This window comes from Paracoccus sp. ME4 (assembly GCF_046736325.1).
Lineage (GTDB): Bacteria > Pseudomonadota > Alphaproteobacteria > Rhodobacterales > Rhodobacteraceae > Paracoccus.
This window is the reverse complement of sequence record NZ_CP151276.1, coordinates 2,922,153-2,939,596: the sequence shown is the minus strand read 5'-3', so window position 1 is coordinate 2,939,596 and position 17,444 is coordinate 2,922,153. Positions and strand designations below refer to the sequence as shown.

General features: G+C 67.9%; 12 protein-coding genes. 8 read left to right on the top strand and 4 right to left on the bottom strand.

The genetic code is table 11. From position 1 onward, the window contains the following. Positions 1-32: 32 nt before the first annotated feature. On the bottom strand, positions 33-965 hold the full coding sequence (locus AACG61_RS14975; RefSeq protein WP_411837897.1) for a ring-cleaving dioxygenase: 933 nt from the start codon (positions 963-965) through the stop codon (positions 33-35). Positions 966-1,094: 129 nt separating this feature from the next. Here AACG61_RS14975 and AACG61_RS14970 point away from each other — a divergent pair, with 129 nt between their 5' ends. Continuing rightward, on the top strand, positions 1,095-2,066 hold the full coding sequence (locus AACG61_RS14970; RefSeq protein WP_411837896.1) for a LysR family transcriptional regulator: 972 nt from the start codon (positions 1,095-1,097) through the stop codon (positions 2,064-2,066). Next, the gene (locus tag AACG61_RS14965) at positions 2,063-2,248 is read left to right on the top strand and encodes a hypothetical protein (RefSeq protein WP_411837895.1); all 186 of its coding nucleotides are present in this window, start codon (positions 2,063-2,065) and stop codon (positions 2,246-2,248) included. The genes AACG61_RS14970 and AACG61_RS14965 overlap by 4 nt, the downstream gene beginning before the upstream one ends. A gap of 18 nt (positions 2,249-2,266) precedes the next feature. Here the strand turns inward: AACG61_RS14965 and AACG61_RS14960 are convergent, their stop codons facing one another. Further along, a complete protein-coding gene (locus AACG61_RS14960) occupies positions 2,267-3,871 on the bottom strand; it encodes an alpha-glucosidase (RefSeq protein ID WP_411837894.1) in 1,605 nt (534 codons plus the stop codon). 123 nt (positions 3,872-3,994) lie between these two features. Between AACG61_RS14960 and glgB the strand changes: the two genes are divergently transcribed. From glgB to AACG61_RS14930, 6 genes are read left to right on the top strand one after another with little or no spacing between them, the layout of a single operon-like run. Next, the gene (glgB, locus tag AACG61_RS14955; RefSeq protein ID WP_411837893.1) at positions 3,995-6,178 is read left to right on the top strand and encodes a 1,4-alpha-glucan branching protein GlgB; all 2,184 of its coding nucleotides are present in this window, start codon (positions 3,995-3,997) and stop codon (positions 6,176-6,178) included. Between the two features lie 22 nt (positions 6,179-6,200). Further along, positions 6,201-7,460 (top strand): glucose-1-phosphate adenylyltransferase, encoded by a 1,260-nt coding sequence (gene glgC / locus AACG61_RS14950; RefSeq protein WP_411837892.1) that lies wholly within the window; start codon positions 6,201-6,203, stop codon positions 7,458-7,460. Continuing rightward, complete coding sequence (gene glgA / locus AACG61_RS14945) at positions 7,457-8,884, top strand: glycogen synthase GlgA (protein WP_411837891.1); 1,428 nt, start codon at positions 7,457-7,459, stop codon at positions 8,882-8,884. The genes glgC and glgA overlap by 4 nt, the downstream gene beginning before the upstream one ends. Next, a complete protein-coding gene (glgX, locus tag AACG61_RS14940) occupies positions 8,881-10,953 on the top strand; it encodes a glycogen debranching protein GlgX (RefSeq protein WP_411837890.1) in 2,073 nt (690 codons plus the stop codon). The genes glgA and glgX overlap by 4 nt, the downstream gene beginning before the upstream one ends. A 7-nt stretch (positions 10,954-10,960) precedes the next feature. Next, positions 10,961-12,829, top strand: coding sequence for an alpha-amylase family glycosyl hydrolase (locus AACG61_RS14935; protein WP_411837889.1), 1,869 nt, complete (start codon positions 10,961-10,963; stop codon positions 12,827-12,829). 12 nt (positions 12,830-12,841) lie between these two features. After that, positions 12,842-15,241: a glycogen/starch/alpha-glucan phosphorylase gene (locus AACG61_RS14930; protein WP_411837888.1), complete on the top strand. Its 2,400-nt coding sequence runs from the start codon at positions 12,842-12,844 to the stop codon at positions 15,239-15,241. Between the two features lie 37 nt (positions 15,242-15,278). Here the strand turns inward: AACG61_RS14930 and AACG61_RS14925 are convergent, their stop codons facing one another. Beyond that, positions 15,279-16,628 carry an NCS1 family transporter gene (locus tag AACG61_RS14925; RefSeq protein ID WP_411837887.1) on the bottom strand — a complete coding sequence of 450 codons (1,350 nt, stop codon included), beginning with the start codon at positions 16,626-16,628 and terminating at the stop codon, positions 15,279-15,281. Positions 16,629-16,661: 33 nt separating this feature from the next. Beyond that, entirely contained in the window at positions 16,662-17,360 is a 699-nt protein-coding gene (locus AACG61_RS14920) for an aspartate/glutamate racemase family protein (protein ID WP_411837886.1), read from the bottom strand. Positions 17,361-17,444: the final 84 nt, after the last annotated feature.

Genomic DNA, 17,444 nt, shown 5'->3' with positions numbered 1-17,444 from the left:
CCCTCCGTCTTGGGGCGCCGGGGCGGCGCGGGTCAGGCCAGTGGCTTCAGCCCGGCCTCGATCTGCTGGCGCCTGCCCTCCAGGAACGGCGGCAGGGACAGGCCCTCGCCCATCGTCTCGAAGGGCTCGTCCACGTCGAAGCCCGGCCCGTCGGTGGCCAGCTCGAACAGATTGCCGCCCGGTTCGCGGAAGTAAAGCGACCGGAAGTAGAACCGCTCGACCTCGCCGCTGCTGGGCACGCGGAAGCGGGCCACGCGCTCGGTCCAGGCGGTCAGGGCGGCGGTGTCGGGCACGCGGAAGGCCACGTGATGCACGCCGCCCGCACCCTGGCGGGCCTGGGGCAGGCCGGGCTGAACGGCGACATGCAGCTCGGCCGCGGCGCCGCCCTCGCCCATCTCGAAGACATGGACCTGGCCCTGACCGTCGGGGCTGGCATAGTCGCGGACCCGGCGCATGTTCATCACCTGGGTCAGAACGGCCTCGGTCGGGGCCAGTTCGGGGACCGAGATGGTGATGGGGCCCAGGCCGCGGATCTGGTGTTCGGCGGGCACGTCGCTGCGCGCCCAGGGCTGACCCGCGGGGGTGGGGGCGGCGATCAGGCGCAGGCGCTGGCCCTCGGGGTCCTCGACCTCGAGGCTGGGGCGTCCGTCGATGGTCGTCAGCCGCGCGTCGAGGCCCGACAGCCGGTCGGCCCAGTAGTCGAGGCTCGCCTCGGCCACGCGCAGGCCGGTGCGGGTGATCGCGTTCGTGCCGCGCCGCTCGCGCGGGGCGGGCCAGTCGAAGAAGGTGATGTCGGTGCCGGGGCTGCCCGCCCCATCCGCGAAGAACAGGTGATAGGCCGAGGTGTCGTCCTGGTTCACGGTCTTCTTGACCCGGCGCAGGCCGAGCGTCTCGGTATAGAAGCGGTTGTTGGCGGCGGCATCGGCGGTGATGGCGGTCAGGTGGTGGATTCCGGTCAGCTGCATGGCGCGCTCCGTTCGGTTCGGTGGCTGTTGCCGGGAAATATGGCGCAGCGCCGGCGTTCGCGGCACCCGTCACGCACCCAACGCCGCGTTCGGTTCTTGCGAACGGTCGGCGGCATGCTAGGCTGAGGCATGGCGTGGACGATCACCGATATCGAGACCTTCCTGGCGGTGCTGGATGCGGGCAGCATCTCGGGCGCCGCGGCGCGGGCCGACCTGTCGAAATCGGTGGTCAGCAAGCGGATCAGCGATTTCGAGGCGGCGCTTGGCGTCGCGCTGTTCACCCGCCATGCGGGCCGGATCGCGCCCACCGACAGCGCCCTATCGCTGGCCGAGCGGGTGCGCCCGGCCCTGGCCGAACTGGTCGCGGCGACCGAAAGCGCCGCCGCCCCGGAGGCCGTCTTGCGCGGGCGGCTGGCCATCGCGGCGCCGATGAGCTTTGGCATCAGGCATCTGGGCCCGGTGATCGCGGGCTTCGCGCGCGCCCATCCGGGGCTGGAGATCGTGGTCGATTACGATGACCGGCAGATGGATCTGGGCCGGGCCGGGTTTGATCTGGGGCTGCGGATCGGGCATCTGAAGGACAGCAGCCTGATGGCGCGGCGCCTGTGCGAGGACCCGCGCGCATTGGTCGCCAGCCCGGACTATCTGGCCCAGCATGGCGCGGTGGCGCGGCCCGCCGATCTGGCCGGGCACGAGGTCATCGGATACCTGAACACGCGGCTGGCCGAGATCTGGCCCTTTGCCGCCGAGATCCCGCCGCCGCGCCAGAGCCGGGTGTCGGCCAATAACGGCGAGGCGATGCGCGACCTGGCCATCGGCGGGCTGGGGCTGGCGCTGCTGCCGCTGTTCATCGTGCATGACGCGCTGCGCGACGGGCGGCTGGTGGCGGTGCTGCCGGACATGACCGATCCCCTGCCGATCAGTGTCGTCTGGCCGCCGATCCGGCCGCTGCCGCGCAAGACCCGCGCCTTTGTCGATCACATCGCGGCGGCCTTTGCCGGGGCGCCCCCCTGGCAGCGCGGCCTGTTGCGTCCCGCGACGGCCGGGGGGCCAGCCCCCCGGACCCCCCGTCCGCCCGAGCCCCGAGAGGAGATGCCATGAAGCTGGTCGATCCGGATGCGCCGTTCTTTCGCCCGCTGTGGGTGCGGATCGTCTGCGTCGCGCTGCCAATGGTCTGGGCGGGGGTGGAGCTGTGGATGGGCAGCCCGCTCTGGGCGGGGCTGTTCGGGGCGGCGGGGGCCTATCTGGCGGTGATGCTGTTTTTCAGGCGGCGCGCGGGCTGATCCGCGCGCCGCGGGTGGTCACGCGGTTAGCGTGGGCGCGCCGGTCAGCCAGGCAAAGCCGTTGGCGGGCAGGCTGAGGCGCCCGCCCTCCAGCGCGGCATGACCGGGGCCGGTCAGTGCGGTGTCGCCGCCGACCGTCAGCACGCGCGGCGTGGCCGAGAGGTTGAACACCGCCGTCAGCGGCTGCGCCGCGTCGTCGCGCCGGAAGGCCAGGACCGGTTCGGGCAGGTCGAGGAAGGTCGTCGCGCCGTGGCGCAGCGCCTCCGACCCCTTGCGGAAGGCGATGGTCGCGCGATAGGCGGCCAGCACGCTGTCGTTGCGGTCGCGCTGACCGGCGACGGCGCGCAGGGCCTGCGCCTCCTTGACGGGCAGCCAGGGGGTGGTGTCCGAGAACCCCGCATGCGGTTCGCCCATGTCCCAGACCATCGGCGTGCGGCAGCCGTCGCGGCCCTTGACCTCGGGCCAGAAGCGCAGGGCGGGGGGGTCGGTCAGCTCCTCATAGACCAGGGTGGTCTCGGTCTGGCCCAGCTCCTCGCCCTGATAGAGGCAGATCGTGCCGGGGAAGGACAGGAGCATCGCCGCCGCCTGCCGCGCCAGCACGTCCGGGTCCTGCGCATGCGGCGTCCAGCGCGTCACGTGCCGCACCACGTCGTGGTTCGAGAAGGACCAGCAGCTGTGCCCGTCCGGCGCGCCCTGCTGCACGCCCTCGATGCAGCGGCGGAAATGCGCGGCGGTGAAGTCGGGGCTGAGCATCTCGAAGCTGTAGCACATGTGCAGCCGGTCGGCTCCGGCGGTGTATTCGGCCATGATGTCGATGGCGGTCTGGCCGCCGTCGCCGACCTCTCCGACCATCATGCGTGCGTCGTATTCGTCGGTCAGAGCCCGCATCCGCTTGAGGAAGGCGATGTTCTCGGGGCGGTTCTTGGAATAGATGTGGCGCTGGAAACCGTAGGTCTCGGGGCCCTGGTGGTCGGGATTGGGCGGGTTCGCCCGCAATTCGCGGTCGTGGAAGTAGTAGTTCACCGTGTCCAGCCGGAACCCGTCCACGCCCCGCTCCAACCAGAAGCGCATCGTGTCCAGCAGCGTGTCCTGGACCTCGGGGTTCCACATGTTCAGGTCGGGCTGTTCGATCAGGAAGTTGTGCAGGTAATACTGCCGCCGGCGCGGCTCCCATTCCCAGGCCGGGCCGCCGAAGACCGAGGGCCAGTTGTTCGGCGGCGTGCCGTCGGGGTTCGGATCGGCCCAGACATACCAGTCCGCCTTGGGATTGGTGCGGTCGCGGCGGCTTTCCTCGAACCAGGGGTGGACGTCGCTGGAATGGCTGATGACCTGGTCGATGATGACTTTCAGGCCCAGTGCGTGGGCGCGGGCGACCATCGCGTCGAAATCGGCCATGCTGCCGAACAGCGGGTCCACGTCGGTATAGTCGGACACGTCATAGCCCATGTCCTTCTGCGGCGAGGTGAAGAAGGGCGACAGCCAGATCGCGTCCACCCCCAGCCCCGCCACATGGTCCAGCCGCCGCGTGATGCCCGGCAGATCGCCGATGCCGTCGCCGTCGCTGTCCTGAAAACTGCGGGGATAGATCTGATAGATCACCGCGTCGCGCCACCATTCCGTCATGTCGTCACCTTTCGGGGTCGGGGATTCCGGTTCAGTCATGCATGACTATAGCGGGATCAAAAAGGAGGTGTTAGCGTTAACCAGTCGATTGCCTGATTCACGGGCGGGGCTATGGTGGGGCTTATGGACAATATCACGAATCCTCCGCAGCTTAGCCCGGACGATCAGACCGCCCTGGCGCAGGGCCGCTGTTCGCAACCGTTTTCGATTCTGGGCCCGCGCCCGCATGGCGACGGCCAGTGGCTGACGGTGTTCCACCCCGATCTGGCCTCGCTGTCGGCGGTAGGGCCGGCGGGCACGGTGCCGCTGCCGCGCGTGGCGGGCGATCTGTTCGCGGGGCCGATCCCGGCGGGGCCCTATCGCCTGAAGGCGCGCAGCGGGGGCGGGGTCGAATGGACCTTTGACGATCCCTATCGGTTCGGCCCGGTGCTGGGAGAGATCGACCTGCATCTGCTGGCCGAGGGAACGCATCGGCGGCTGTGGCGGGTGCTGGGCGCGCATGTGATGACCCATGAGGGGGTCGCGGGGACGCATTTCGCGGTCTGGGCGCCCAATGCGCAGCGCGTCTCGGTCGTGGGGCCGTTCAATGCCTGGGACGGGCGGCGGCACCCGATGCGCCGTGTGGGGCAGGGCTTCTGGGAGATCTTCCTGCCCGACCTGGCCGAGGGGACGCTGTATAAATACGAGATCCTGGATGCGCAGGGCGGCGTGATGCAGAAGGCCGATCCGGTGGGCTTCGGCAGCCAGCACCCGCCGGAAAAGGCCAGCGTGGTGCGCGACATCGCGGGCTATGGCTGGAAGGACGCGGAGTGGATGGCGGGACGCGCCGCGGCGCAGGACCGGCGCGCGCCGATCAGCATCTACGAGGTCCATCCCAGCAGCTGGCGGCGCCGGTATGACGATGGCGGGCGGCCGCTCTCCTATCAGGAGATGGCGCGGGATCTGGTGGCCTATGCCAAGGATATGGGCTTCACCCATCTGGAGCTGATGCCGGTCAGCGAGTTTCCCTTCGACGGGTCCTGGGGCTATCAGCCGGTGGGCCTCTATGCGCCGACGATCCGCTTCGGTCCTCCGCACGAGTTCCGCGACCTGGTCGATGCGGCGCATCGGGCGGGTCTGGGGGTGCTGCTGGACTGGGTGCCGGGGCATTTCCCGACCGATGCGCATGGTCTGGCCCGCTTCGACGGGACCGAGCTTTATGAGCATGCCGATCCGCGCGAGGGGTTCCATCAGGACTGGAACACCCTGATCTACAACTATGGCCGGACCGAGGTGCAGAACTTCCTGACGGCCAATGCGGTCTATTGGCTGGACGAATACCACATCGACGGGCTGCGCGTGGATGCGGTGGCCTCGATGCTGTACCGCGACTATTCGCGCAAGGCGGGCGAATGGGTGCCCAACAAGGATGGCGGGCGCGAGAATTACGAGGCGATCGCCTTCCTCCAGAACATGAATATCGCCGCCTATGGCGAGCAGCCCGGAATCATGACCGTGGCCGAGGAGAGCACGTCCTTCCCCAAGGTCTCGGCCCCGGTCGATGCGGGGGGCCTGGGTTTCGGCTTCAAGTGGAACATGGGCTGGATGAACGACACGCTGCGCTACATGAGCCGCGATCCGGTCCACCGCCGCTATCATCACGACCTGATGAGCTTCGGGCTGATGTACGCCTTCAGCGAGAACTTCATCCTGCCGATCAGCCATGACGAAGTCGTTCACGGCAAGGGCAGCCTGCTGCACAAGATGCCCGGCGACGAATGGCAGCAGTTCGCCAACCTGCGCGCCTATTACGGCTTCATGTGGGGGCATCCGGGGAAAAAGCTGCTGTTCATGGGCTGCGAGTTCGGCCAGCCCGAGGAGTGGAACCACAACGGAGAGCTGAACTGGCACGCCGCCGGTCAGCCGATGCATCAGGGCGTGCAGGCACTGGTGCGCGACCTGAACGGGCTTTACCGGGACACCCCCGCCCTGCACGTCAAGGATGCCGAGCCCGAGGGGTTCCAGTGGATCGCGACCGATCTCGCGCAATCGACCTATGCCTGGGTGCGGCGCGGGGATGCGGGCGATGCGCCGGTGGTGGTGGTCTGCAACTTCACCCCCGTGCCGCGCCCCGGCTTTCGCATCGGCGTACCGCAGGCGGGGCGCTGGCGCGAGGCGCTGAACACCGATGCCGCGCTCTATGGCGGCAGCGGTATGGGCAATCTGGGCGGGGTGGATGCCGACGGGCAGCCGCAGGACGGCCAGCCCGCGTCCATGGCGGTCACGCTGCCGCCGCTGTCGGTCGTGATCTTCGTGGCCGAGTGCTGATTTCATGAGGGAGGAGAGAACCATGGTCGAAACGCAACGGCTGACGCGCCGCGCGATGGCCTTCGTGCTGGCGGGGGGCCGCGGCAGCCGCCTGAAGGAGCTGACCGACCGCCGCGTCAAGCCCGCCGTCTATTTCGGCGGCAAGACGCGGATCATCGACTTCGCCCTGTCGAACGCGATGAATTCCGGCATCCGCAAGATCGCCATCGCCACGCAGTACAAGGCGCACAGTCTGATCCGGCATTGCCAGCGGGGCTGGAACTTCTTTCGGGCGGAACGCAACGAATTCCTGGACATCCTGCCGGCCAGCCAGCGCACGTCCGAGGACCACTGGTATCGCGGCACGGCCGATGCGGTGACGCAGAACATCGACATCGTGGACGATTACGACGTCGACTACATCATCATCCTGGCGGGCGACCACATCTACAAGATGGACTACGAGATCATGCTGCGCGAGCATGTCGAGAGCGGCGCGGACGTCACCGTGGGCTGTCTGACCGTGCCGCGGATGGAGGCCACGGCCTTCGGCGTGATGGACGTGGACGCCACGGGCCGCATCGTGTCCTTCCTGGAGAAGCCCGCCGATCCGCCCGGCATGCCGGGACAGCCGGACATGGCGCTGGCGTCGATGGGGATCTATGTCTTCAACTGGGCCTTCCTGCGCGATCTGCTGCTGCGCGATGCCGAGGACCCGAATTCCAGCCATGATTTCGGCACCGACCTGATCCCCGACATCGTGAGGAACGGCAAGGCGATGGCGCATCGGTTCGACACCAGCTGCGTGCGCGACGCGGGCGCGCCGGCCTATTGGAAGGACGTGGGCACGGTCGACGCCTTCTGGCAGGCCAACATCGCGCTGACCGATTTCACCCCGGACCTGAACCTGTGGGACCGCGACTGGCCGATCTGGACCTATTCCGAAAGCGTGCCCCCGGCCAAGTTCATCCATGACGAGGCCGACCGCCGGGGTCTGGCCGTGTCGTCGATGGTGTCGGGGGGCTGCATCATCTCGGGGACCGAGGTGCGCAACTCGCTGCTGTTCACAGAGGTGCATACCAACAGCTATGCGATTCTGGATCATGCGGTGGTGCTGCCCTATGTCACCGTGCACCGTCACGCGCGGCTGAAGAACGTGGTCATCGACCGCGGCGTGGTCATCCCCGAGGGGCTGGTCGTCGGAGAGGACCCGGCCGACGACGCGCGCTGGTTCCGCGTCAGCGAGGGCGGCGTCACGCTGATCACCCAGGACATGCTGGACCGGCGGGCGGCCGCGCTGTGATCCGGGTCCTGTCCGTCGCCTCCGAGATCGCCCCCCTGGTCAAGACCGGGGGCCTGGCCGACGTGACCGGCGCGCTGCCCGGCGCGCTGGAGGGGGCGGGGGTGCAGATGCGCAGCCTGGTGCCGGGCTATCCGGCGGTGATGGCGGCACTGGCCGCGCCCGAGGCGGTGCATCGGTTCGAGGACCTCTTCGGCGGCCCGGCCGTGGTGCTGGCCGGACGGGCGGCGGGGCTGGACGTTCTGGTGCTGGACGCGCCGCATCTCTACGCGCGGCCGGGCAACCCCTATCTGGGGCCGGACGGGCGCGACTGGCCGGACAACCCGGAACGGTTTGCCGCCCTGTCCTGGGCGGGGGCGCATCTGGGCGCGCATGGCGCGGGCGGATGGCAGCCGCAGGTGCTGCACGGGCATGACTGGCAGGCGGGGTTCATGACCGAATACCTGCCGCGCATGGGGGGCGCGGCGCCGCGCAGCGTGCTGACCATCCACAACATCGCCTTCACCGGCGCGACCGATTCGGGACGGATGCACGCGCTGCGCCTGGACCCGGCGCGGTTTCACAGCGACGGATACGAGTTCTGGGGCGCGATCTCGGCGCTGAAGGCCGGGCTGATGGGGGCGGATGCGCTGACCACCGTCTCGCCCCGCTATGCCGAGGAGCTGATGACCCCCGATTTCGGCATGGGCTTGGACGGGGTGATGCGCCACCGTCAGGGGGACCTGACCGGCATCCTGAACGGCATCGACGATGCGGTCTGGGACCCCGCCACCGACCCCGAGATCACCCGTTTCCGCGACCCGGCGGGCAAGGCCGCCGCCCGCGCCGCCCTGCGCGCCGAGCTGGGCCTGCCCGAGGCCGCGGGGCCGCTTTGCGTGATCGTGTCGCGGATGACGCATCAGAAGGGGCTGGACCTGGTGCTGGAGGTTCTGCCGACGCTGCTGGAGGCGGGCGGCCAGCTGGCGGTTCTGGGATCGGGCGATCCTGGCCTGGAGCAGGCCTTCCGCCACACGGCGCAGGACCCGAACGTGGCCGTGCGCATCGGCTATGACGAGGGGCTGTCGCATCGGCTGATCGCCGGGGGCGACGCGATCCTGGTGCCGTCGCGCTTCGAGCCCTGCGGCCTGACGCAGATGTACGGGCTGCGCTATGGCACCATCCCCGTGGTCGCGCTGACCGGGGGGCTGGCCGATACGGTCATCAACGCCTCGCCCGCCGCCATGGCACGGGGCGTGGCGACGGGCATCCAGTTCGCGCCGGTCACCGCCACCGCGCTGCGCGGCGCGCTGATCCGGCTGGCGGCGCTGTTCGCGGAACCGCGGCTCTGGACGCGGATGCAGGTCAATGCCATGGCCCATCCCGTCGGCTGGTCGCAATCGGCCGACGCTTATGCCGCGCTTTACGGAAGGCTGATCCAAGGGCGATGACCCAGCATGTCACGATGACCGCCGGTCAGCCCGCACCCTTGGGGGCGACCTTCGATGGGGCGGGGGTGAACTTCGCCGTGTTCTCGCAGCATGCCGAGCGCGCGGTGCTGTGCCTGTTCGACGAGCGCAACCGAGAGACGCGGATCGACCTGCCCGAACGCGACGGCCATGTTTGGCACGGCTATGTCGAGGGGCTGCGGCCCGGGCAGAAATACGGGTTCCGCATGCACGGCCCCTATCGCCCGCATGAGGGGCACCGCTTCAACGCGCACAAGTTGCTGATCGACCCCTATGCCAAGCGGCTGACCGGGCGTCCCGCCGCGCATGACGCGCTGATGGGCTACAAGGCCGGGCACCCCGAGGCGGACCTGTCCTTCGACCGCCGCGACAGCGCGCAGCACATGCCGAAATCGGTGGTTGTGGACCCCAGCTTCGCCTGGGGCGACGACCGCGCGCTGCACCGACCGCTGTCCGACACGGTGATCTACGAGGCGCATGTGAAGGGCATGACGGCGGGACGGGCCGACATCGCCCATCCCGGCACCTATCTGGCCATGGCCTCGGACCCGGTGCTGGAGCATCTGACGCGCCTCGGCATCACCGCGGTCGAGCTGCTGCCCGTCCATGCCTTTGCCGATGACCGCTTCCTGACCGACAAGGGGTTGCGGAACTACTGGGGCTACATGTCCTACGGCTTTTTCGCGCCCGAGCCGCGCTACATGCAGACCGGCGACATCGCCGAGTTCCAGCAGATGGTCGCGCGCTTTCACAAGGCCGGGATCGAGGTGATCCTGGACGTGGTCTACAACCACACCGCCGAAGGCAACGAGCTGGGCCCGACCCTGTCCTTCCGCGGCCTGGACAACGCGTCCTATTACCGGCTGGCCGAGGATCGGCGGTTCTATGTCAACGATGCCGGCACGGGCAATGTGCTGAACCTGGACAGCCCCTTCACGCTGCGGCTGGTCATGGATTCGCTGCGCCACTGGGTGCAGGTGATGCATGTGGACGGGTTCCGCTTTGACCTGGCATCCGTGCTGGGGCGCACGCGCGGCGTCTTCGACCGCGACGCGCCGCTGTTCCGCGCCATCCGCCAGGACCCGGTGCTGAACCGCGTCAAGCTGATCGCGGAGCCGTGGGACATCGGGCCGGGGGGCTATCAGCTGGGCGCCTATCCCGCGCCCTTCGCGGAATGGAACGACCGCTATCGCGACCAGATCCGCGGGTTCTGGCGGGGCGATCCGGGCCTGATCGGCAAGCTGGCCAAGCGGGTTGCGGGATCGGCCGCGCGCTTCGATCATGACGGCCGCCCTGCCACCAGTTCGGTGAATTTCGTTGCCGCCCATGACGGCTTCACGCTGATGGACACGGTCAGCTTCAACGACAAGCACAACGAGGCCAATGGCGAGGAGAACCGCGACGGCCACAACCACAACCTGTCCGACAACATGGGCGTCGAGGGCCCGACCGACGACCCCGCGATCATCGCCGCCCGCGACCGCCGCCGCCGCAACCTGATCGCCACGGTGATGCTGTCCCAAGGCACGCCCATGCTGCTGGCGGGCGACGAGCTGGGCAACAGCCAGGGCGGCAACAACAACGCCTATGCCCAGGACAATCCGACGGGCTGGGTCGATTGGGACGGCGCGGACCCGGCCTTCCTGGATTTCGTGCGCCGCGTCATCGCGTTCCGCCGTGCGCATCCGATCCTGCGGCAGAAGCGGTTCCTGCACAGCCAGCCGCGCGAACAGGACGGTCTGCCCGACCTGTTCTGGCGCCGGGCCGATGGCGCGCCGATGACGCCCGACGACTGGAACGACCCCGACCGCCGCCTGCTGGCGGCCGAGATGCGCATGGCCTCGGGCACGCCCGCCTATGCGGCGCTACCGGGGGCGGTGTTCCTGGTCTTCAACAACGGCCCCGAGGCGCAGGTCCGCCTTCCCGACGCGCCTCAGGGCCGCTGGCGCCGCCGCCTGGACAGCGCGCGCGACGACGACACCGACCTGCCTGCCCATGACCTTGAACCCATCGCCGCCGACAGCGTCGCGGCCTTCGTGCTGACCCCTTGAGCGTATCATGACCCCTTCGATCTTCGACATGCGCCTGGCGCGCAGCGCCCCCGACCTCTGGCCGATGCTGGAGCGTCTCTATGGCGACCGCCCCGATTACGCCGCCTTCTGCGCCGAGCTGGAGGCCGCGCTGCGCGACGGCTGGTCCGCGCGTCCCGCCGACCTGAAGCGGCTGGACCTGATGCGCGACCTGGAGCCCGACTGGTTCCAGCGGTCCGGCATGGCGGGCTATGTCTTCTACATCAACCGTTTTGCCGGGACTTTGTCGGGGGTGCATGACCGGCTGGATTACCTGCGCGATCTGGGCATCAGCTATGTCCACCTGATGCCCTGCCTGATGCCGCGTCCGGGCGACAGCGACGGCGGCTATTCGGTGATGGACTATCGCCAGATCAACCCGGCCTTCGGGCGCATGGCGGACCTGACGCGGCTGGCGGGCAGCCTGCGCGAGCGGGGCATGTCGCTGTGTGTCGATCTGGTGCTGAACCACACCGCGCAGGAGCATGACTGGGCGCGGCGCGCGGCGGCGGGCGATCCCGAGTATCAGGACATGTACCTGATGTTCGACGACGACACGCTGCCCCGCGCCTATGAACAGACCCTGATCGAGATCTTCCCGGAGACCGCGCCGGGCAGCTTCACCCATCACCCCGAATTCGGTAAATGGGTCTGGACCACGTTCAACACCCATCAATGGGACCTGAACTGGGCCAATCCGCGGGTCTTCCTGGAGATCGTGCGGATCATGCTGAACCTGGCCAACAAGGGCGTGGACGTGCTGCGCCTGGACGCGGTGGCCTTCATGTGGAAGCGCATGGGCACCACCTGCCAAAGCCAGCCCGAGGTCCACATGATCCTGCGCGCGCTGCGCGCCTGCACCCGGATCGCGGCCAATGCGGTGATCCATCTGGAGGAGGCCATCGTCGGCCCGGCCGAGATGCTGACCTATTTCGGGCGCGGAGAGCATGACGGGCGCGAGGGGAACCTGTGCTATCACAACAGCCTGATGGTCCAGTACTGGTCGGCGCTGGCCACACGCGACACGCGGCTGATGACCCACGTGCTGCGCACGCATTTCCCGCCGGTGCTGACGAACGCGACCTATGCGACGTACATCCGCTGTCACGACGACATCGGATGGGCGATCACCGATGAGGATGCGGGCGCCCTGGGCCTGTCGGGGGCGGCGCATCGCGCCTTCCTGTCGGATTTCTATGACGGCAGCTATCCGGGCAGCTTTGCCCGCGGCGTGCTGTTCCAGGAGAATCCCGAGACCGGCGACAAGCGCATCGCCGGCAGCTTTGCCGCGCTGGCGGGGATGGAGGCGGGGCTGGCCGCGGGCGATCCGCTGGCCGTGGATCATGCCGTGGACCGCATCCTGATGGGCCACGCGCTGATCGCGTCCTTCGGCGGCATCCCCCTGATCTACATGGGCGACGAGCTGGCGATGGGGAACGATCACGGCTATCTGGACGTGCCCGAGCACGCCCATGACAGCCGCTGGATCAACCGCCCCGCGATGGATTGGGACCGCGCCGCCCGGGCCGCCGCCGATCCCGACAGCCCCGAGGGGCGCGTGCTGCACGGCACCCGCGCCATCCTGGCCGCGCGCCGGTCCTGCGACCGCCTGCACGGTGGGCATCCGACCGAGATTCTGGACAGCGGCAACCCCGCCATCCTGGCATTCGCCCGCCGCGCGCCCCAAGGCGGCATTCTGTGCCTTTTCAATTTCACGGAAAGCTGGCAACAGGTCAGCGGCGATTGGATGCGCTTTCAAGGCGTGACCGACATGCGCGACATCCTGTCCGACGCGACGGTGGCGCTGCATGACGACATGCTGGCCTTGCCGCCCTATGGCCGCGTCTGGATGTCCTGATTTACCCTGCCCATGAGGCCGATTTTGACCCAAGCACCCTCGGCACAGGATCTGCGCGACCAGATCCTGCATCATCTGACCCATACCCAGGGCCGCGGCCCGGAATTCGCAACCGTTTTCGATTGGCGCCTTGCCGTCAGCTACACGGTGCGCGACCTGATGGTCGGCCCCTGGGTCGGCGCCATCCGCGCCGCCCGCGACCAGGGCGCCAAGCGGGTCTATTACCTGTCGATGGAGTTCCTGATCGGCCGCATCCTGGGCGACGCGATCATCAACCTGAACCTGGAGCCCGCGATGGGCGAGGCGCTGACCCTGCTGGGTCTGGACGAACAGGTGATCCTAGATGACGAACCCGACGCGGCTTTGGGCAATGGGGGCCTGGGGCGTCTGGCGGCGTGTTTCATGGAATCGCTGTCGTCGCTCTCCTGCCCGGCCTTCGGCTATGGCATCCGCTATGAGCACGGGCTGTTCCGCCAGCGTTTCGAAGGCGGCCAGCAGGTCGAGACCCCTGAGGATTGGCTGAACCAGCCGCATCCGTGGGAATTCGTGCGCATCAACTACAGCTACGAGATCGGCTTCAAGGGCCATGTCGAGACCGTCGACGGCCATGCCGTCTGGCATCCGGGCGAGAGCGTGATCGCACGCGCCTATGACACGCCGGTGATCGGATGGGGCGGGGACTGGGCCAACACGCTGCGCCTGTGGGGGGCGCTGCCGACGACGCTGCTGGACCTGTCGCGCTTCAACGCGGGCGACCATACCGCGGCGGCCGAGCCCGAGGCGCTGGCCCGCACCCTGTCGCGCGTCCTCTATCCCGACGATACCACCGATTCGGGCAAGGAGCTGCGGCTGAAGCAGGAATATTTCCTGACCTCGGCCGCGCTGCAGGACATCCTGGCGCGCTTCTTGGCCGAACATGGCGACCTGGAGATCCTGCCCGAGAAGGTCGCGATCCAGCTGAACGACACCCACCCCGCCATCGCGGGACCCGAACTGATCCGCCTGCTGATGGATGTCCACGGCCTGCCCTTCGAGCGCGCGCAGGATCTGGCGCGGCGGACGTTGAACTATACCAACCACACCCTGCTGCCCGAGGCGCTGGAGCGGTGGTCGACCTGGCTGATGGGCCGCGTGCTGCCGCGGCACATGCAGATCATCCAGATGATCGACGACGATCACCGAAGGACCACGAACCGCCCCGCCCATGTCGGCATCGTGCATGGCGATCAGGTGCATATGGGCGAGCTGGCCTTCATCATGGCGGGCCGGGTAAACGGCGTGTCGGCGCTGCATACCGATCTGGTCAAGGACACGGTCTTTGCCGATCTGCACCGGCTGCATCCCGACCGGATCGTGAACCAGACGAACGGCGTGACCCCGCGCCGCTGGCTGCGCATGTCGAACCCCGGCCTGACGCGGCTTCTGGACGACACCATCGGCACCGGCTGGACCAAGGACCTGGACCAGCTGAAGGGGCTGGAGGCGCATGCGGACGACGCGGGCTTCCTGGAGCATCTGCGGGGCGCCAAGCGCGCGAACAAGGTGATCTTGTCGAACGGGCTGCTGGCGGGGCTGGGCGTCAAGGCCGACCCGGACGCGATCTTCGACGTGCAGGTCAAGCGCATCCACGAATACAAGCGCCAGCTTCTGAACGTGCTGGAGGCGATCGCGCTGTGGCATCGCATCCATGACGACCCGAACGGCGACTGGACGCCCCGCGTCAAGATCTTCGGCGGCAAGGCCGCGCCGGGATACTGGCTGGCGAAGTCGGTGATCCACCTGATCAACGACGTGGCGGCCAAGATCAACAACGACCCGGTCACGGCGAAGTACCTGCAGATCGCCTATCCGCCGAACTACAACGTCTCGATGGCCGAGGACCTGATCCCCGCCGCCGATCTGTCCGAACAGATCAGCACCGCGGGCAAGGAGGCGTCGGGCACCGGCAACATGAAGTTCACCATGAACGGCGCGCTGACCATCGGCACGCTGGACGGCGCCAATGTCGAGATCAGGGAGCATGTGGGCGCCCAGAACTTCTTCCTGTTCGGCCTGACCGCCGAGGAGGCCGCGGCCGAGAAGGCCCGCCCCGGCCATGCCCGCCGCGCCATCGAGGCCAGCGAGGACATGAAGATCGCCCTGCAGCTGATCGCCGAAGGGCGCTTCGGCCGGGCCGACAGCTATTACACGCTGCTGGACCGGACCTGGAACGACGACCCGTTCCTGGTGGCGTCCGATTTCGACAGCTACTTCGCGACGCAACGGGCGGTGGACCGGGCCTATGCCGATCACGCGGGCTGGGACCGGATGGCGGCCCTGAACATCGCGCGCTCGGGGTTCTTCTCGTCCGACCGGACGATCCGGGGATACATGCGCGACATCTGGCACGCGGTGCCGGTCGTGCCCGCGTGATGCGAAAGGCCCCCGTCGCCGGGGGCCTTTTTCTTGGTCAGGCGCGGAAGCGCTGCGCCGATGGCAGGTGCCGCATCAGCAGCCAGTAGGTGACCCCCGCCGGAATCAGGCTGGCATACCAGCTGATGCCCGAAAAGATCAGCGCCACGATCACGCCCACCACGGTCGCGATCACCGCCGCGGGGTTCCAGCCGCGATAGGGGCCTTCGGCATCGTAATGGTGGTCCAGGTTCAGGGTCTGGCGGCGGATGACGTAGTAATCGACCACAAGGATCGCGAAGATCGGACCCAGGAAGGCGCTGTAGGTCCGGATGAACAGGCCCAGCCCCGCCGCGGATTCATCGCGCACCAAGAGCCAGGGGAAGGTCGCGAAGGCCAGGAGACCCACGATGACGGCGGCCGATTTGAACGACAGCTTGAAGACATCCATCATCGCATAGGCGGGCGGCACCACGTTGTTCAGGATGTTGGTCGTCACCTGCGCGAAGGCGATGAAGAGCAGCGTCACCACCAGCAGGATCGGGTTGTCCACCGCGCTGGAAAAGACCTTGATCGGGTCGACCTCTCCGGTGGCCGAGGAGACCATCAGCCCGATCAGACCCATGAACAGCGTCGCGGGCAGGATCGAGTTGGCATAGATCACCACCTGCCGCACCGACCCCACGCGATGCTGCAATTCGCGCGAATAGTCCGACACGTTCAGCATCATCGTCGAATAGACGCCCAGGAACAGCATGGTCCCGCCCCAGAAGGGCGCGCCCCAGGTGCCTTCGGTTTCGATCAGGTTGGCGCTGATCTGAGCGCCGTACTGGTCGATGACCGAGAAGAACATGTAGATCAGCGCGCCGACGATGAAGACCGCGCCGATGTTCTCCAGCCACTTGATGCCGTGAAAGCCCAGCACCGACAGGCCGATCTGCAAAAACTGAAAGCCGATGAAGAACACCCAGATGTTCGAGTAGCCGAACATGGTCTCGGAGACCAGGTTCAGCGCCCCCGCGCCGATCCAGCTCTGGAAGCCGTACCAGACGATGGCCGGGACGGACCGCACCAGTGCCGGCAGGCGGGTGCCCGAAAAGCCGAAGGCGGCGCGCGCCTGCACCATGAAGGGGATGCCGTATTTGTGGCCCGCGCGCCCGTTGATCATCAGCGCGACGCCGATCACCGTGCAACCGATGGTGATGGCCACCACCGTCTGAAGCAGGTTCAGCGTGCCGACCAGGCCCGAGCCCACGGTGAAGGTGCCGATGCTGACGCAGCCGCCCAGCCAGGCGAACAGGTAGGACCAGGGGTCCATGATGCGGGTCTGCTGCGGGGCGAGGCTTTCCTCGCCCATCTTCTTGTCGTCCTGGGGGACCGCGCCCGCGGTCATCGTGGTTGTGGTCATGGGGGTTTTCCCTGTCGGAGGATGGCGGTTTTCTTATTTTTGGATCGGTCGCGCATAGGCGCCGATCTTGGAGGTCCTCAGCCCGGCGCGGACCAGCGCCTCGGCGAATGTCGTGGCGGCGGTGACGCCATCGATGACCGGGATGCCGCATTCCGCCGACAGCCATTCGGTCAGATCGGCCATGCCCGCGCAGCCCAGAAGCACCGCCTCGCAGCCGTCCTCCTCGATCGCGCGCAGAATTTCGGCACGCACCCGGCCGCGTGCATCCGAACCGGGCTCTTCCAGCGCCAGCACCGGAATTTCGGCCGACCGGACACGGCGGCACTGGTGATCCAGCCCGTAACGGCGCACCAGTTCCTCGATCACGGGGACCGAGCGGGGCAGGGTGGTGACGATGCTGAACGAGGTGGCGATCATGCTGGCGGCCTTGACGCCCGCCTCGCAGATGCCCAGCACCGGGCCGGTCGCGACCTCGCGGCAGGCGCCGATGGCGGGGTCGTCGAAGCAGGCCACCACGATGGCGTCGGCGCCCTGGGCCTCGGCCTCCTGCACCTCGCGCAGCAGGTGGGCGGCGCACATCACCTCGTCGAAATGGCCTTCGATGCTGGCGGGGGCGCCGTGCGCGGTGCGGCCCTCGACCTCGGTGCCGGGACCGGCCACGGCGCGGGCGGCGGCGGCGATCTTGTCGGTCATTGACGCGGTGGAGTTGGGGTTGATCACGACCAGCTTCATCGGGGATTCCTTCCTGAGTCGCACCATTGTTACCAGCGATTGTTAACAATCCATAATCATATTTTCCTGCCATATTATAAGGCG

Coding starts and splice junctions, on each gene's coding strand:
- AACG61_RS14920 (WP_411837886.1), bottom strand. CDS start 17,360: ATGAAGCTGGTCGTGATCAACCCCAACTCCACCGCGTCAATGACCGAC.
- AACG61_RS14965 (WP_411837895.1), top strand. CDS start 2,063: ATGAAGCTGGTCGATCCGGATGCGCCGTTCTTTCGCCCGCTGTGGGTG.
- glgX (WP_411837890.1), top strand. CDS start 8,881: ATGACCCAGCATGTCACGATGACCGCCGGTCAGCCCGCACCCTTGGGG.
- glgB (WP_411837893.1), top strand. CDS start 3,995: ATGGACAATATCACGAATCCTCCGCAGCTTAGCCCGGACGATCAGACC.
- AACG61_RS14930 (WP_411837888.1), top strand. CDS start 12,842: ATGAGGCCGATTTTGACCCAAGCACCCTCGGCACAGGATCTGCGCGAC.
- AACG61_RS14960 (WP_411837894.1), bottom strand. CDS start 3,871: ATGACGGAATGGTGGCGCGACGCGGTGATCTATCAGATCTATCCCCGC.
- AACG61_RS14935 (WP_411837889.1), top strand. CDS start 10,961: ATGACCCCTTCGATCTTCGACATGCGCCTGGCGCGCAGCGCCCCCGAC.
- AACG61_RS14975 (WP_411837897.1), bottom strand. CDS start 965: ATGCAGCTGACCGGAATCCACCACCTGACCGCCATCACCGCCGATGCC.
- AACG61_RS14970 (WP_411837896.1), top strand. CDS start 1,095: ATGGCGTGGACGATCACCGATATCGAGACCTTCCTGGCGGTGCTGGAT.
- AACG61_RS14925 (WP_411837887.1), bottom strand. CDS start 16,628: ATGACCACAACCACGATGACCGCGGGCGCGGTCCCCCAGGACGACAAG.
- glgC (WP_411837892.1), top strand. CDS start 6,201: ATGGTCGAAACGCAACGGCTGACGCGCCGCGCGATGGCCTTCGTGCTG.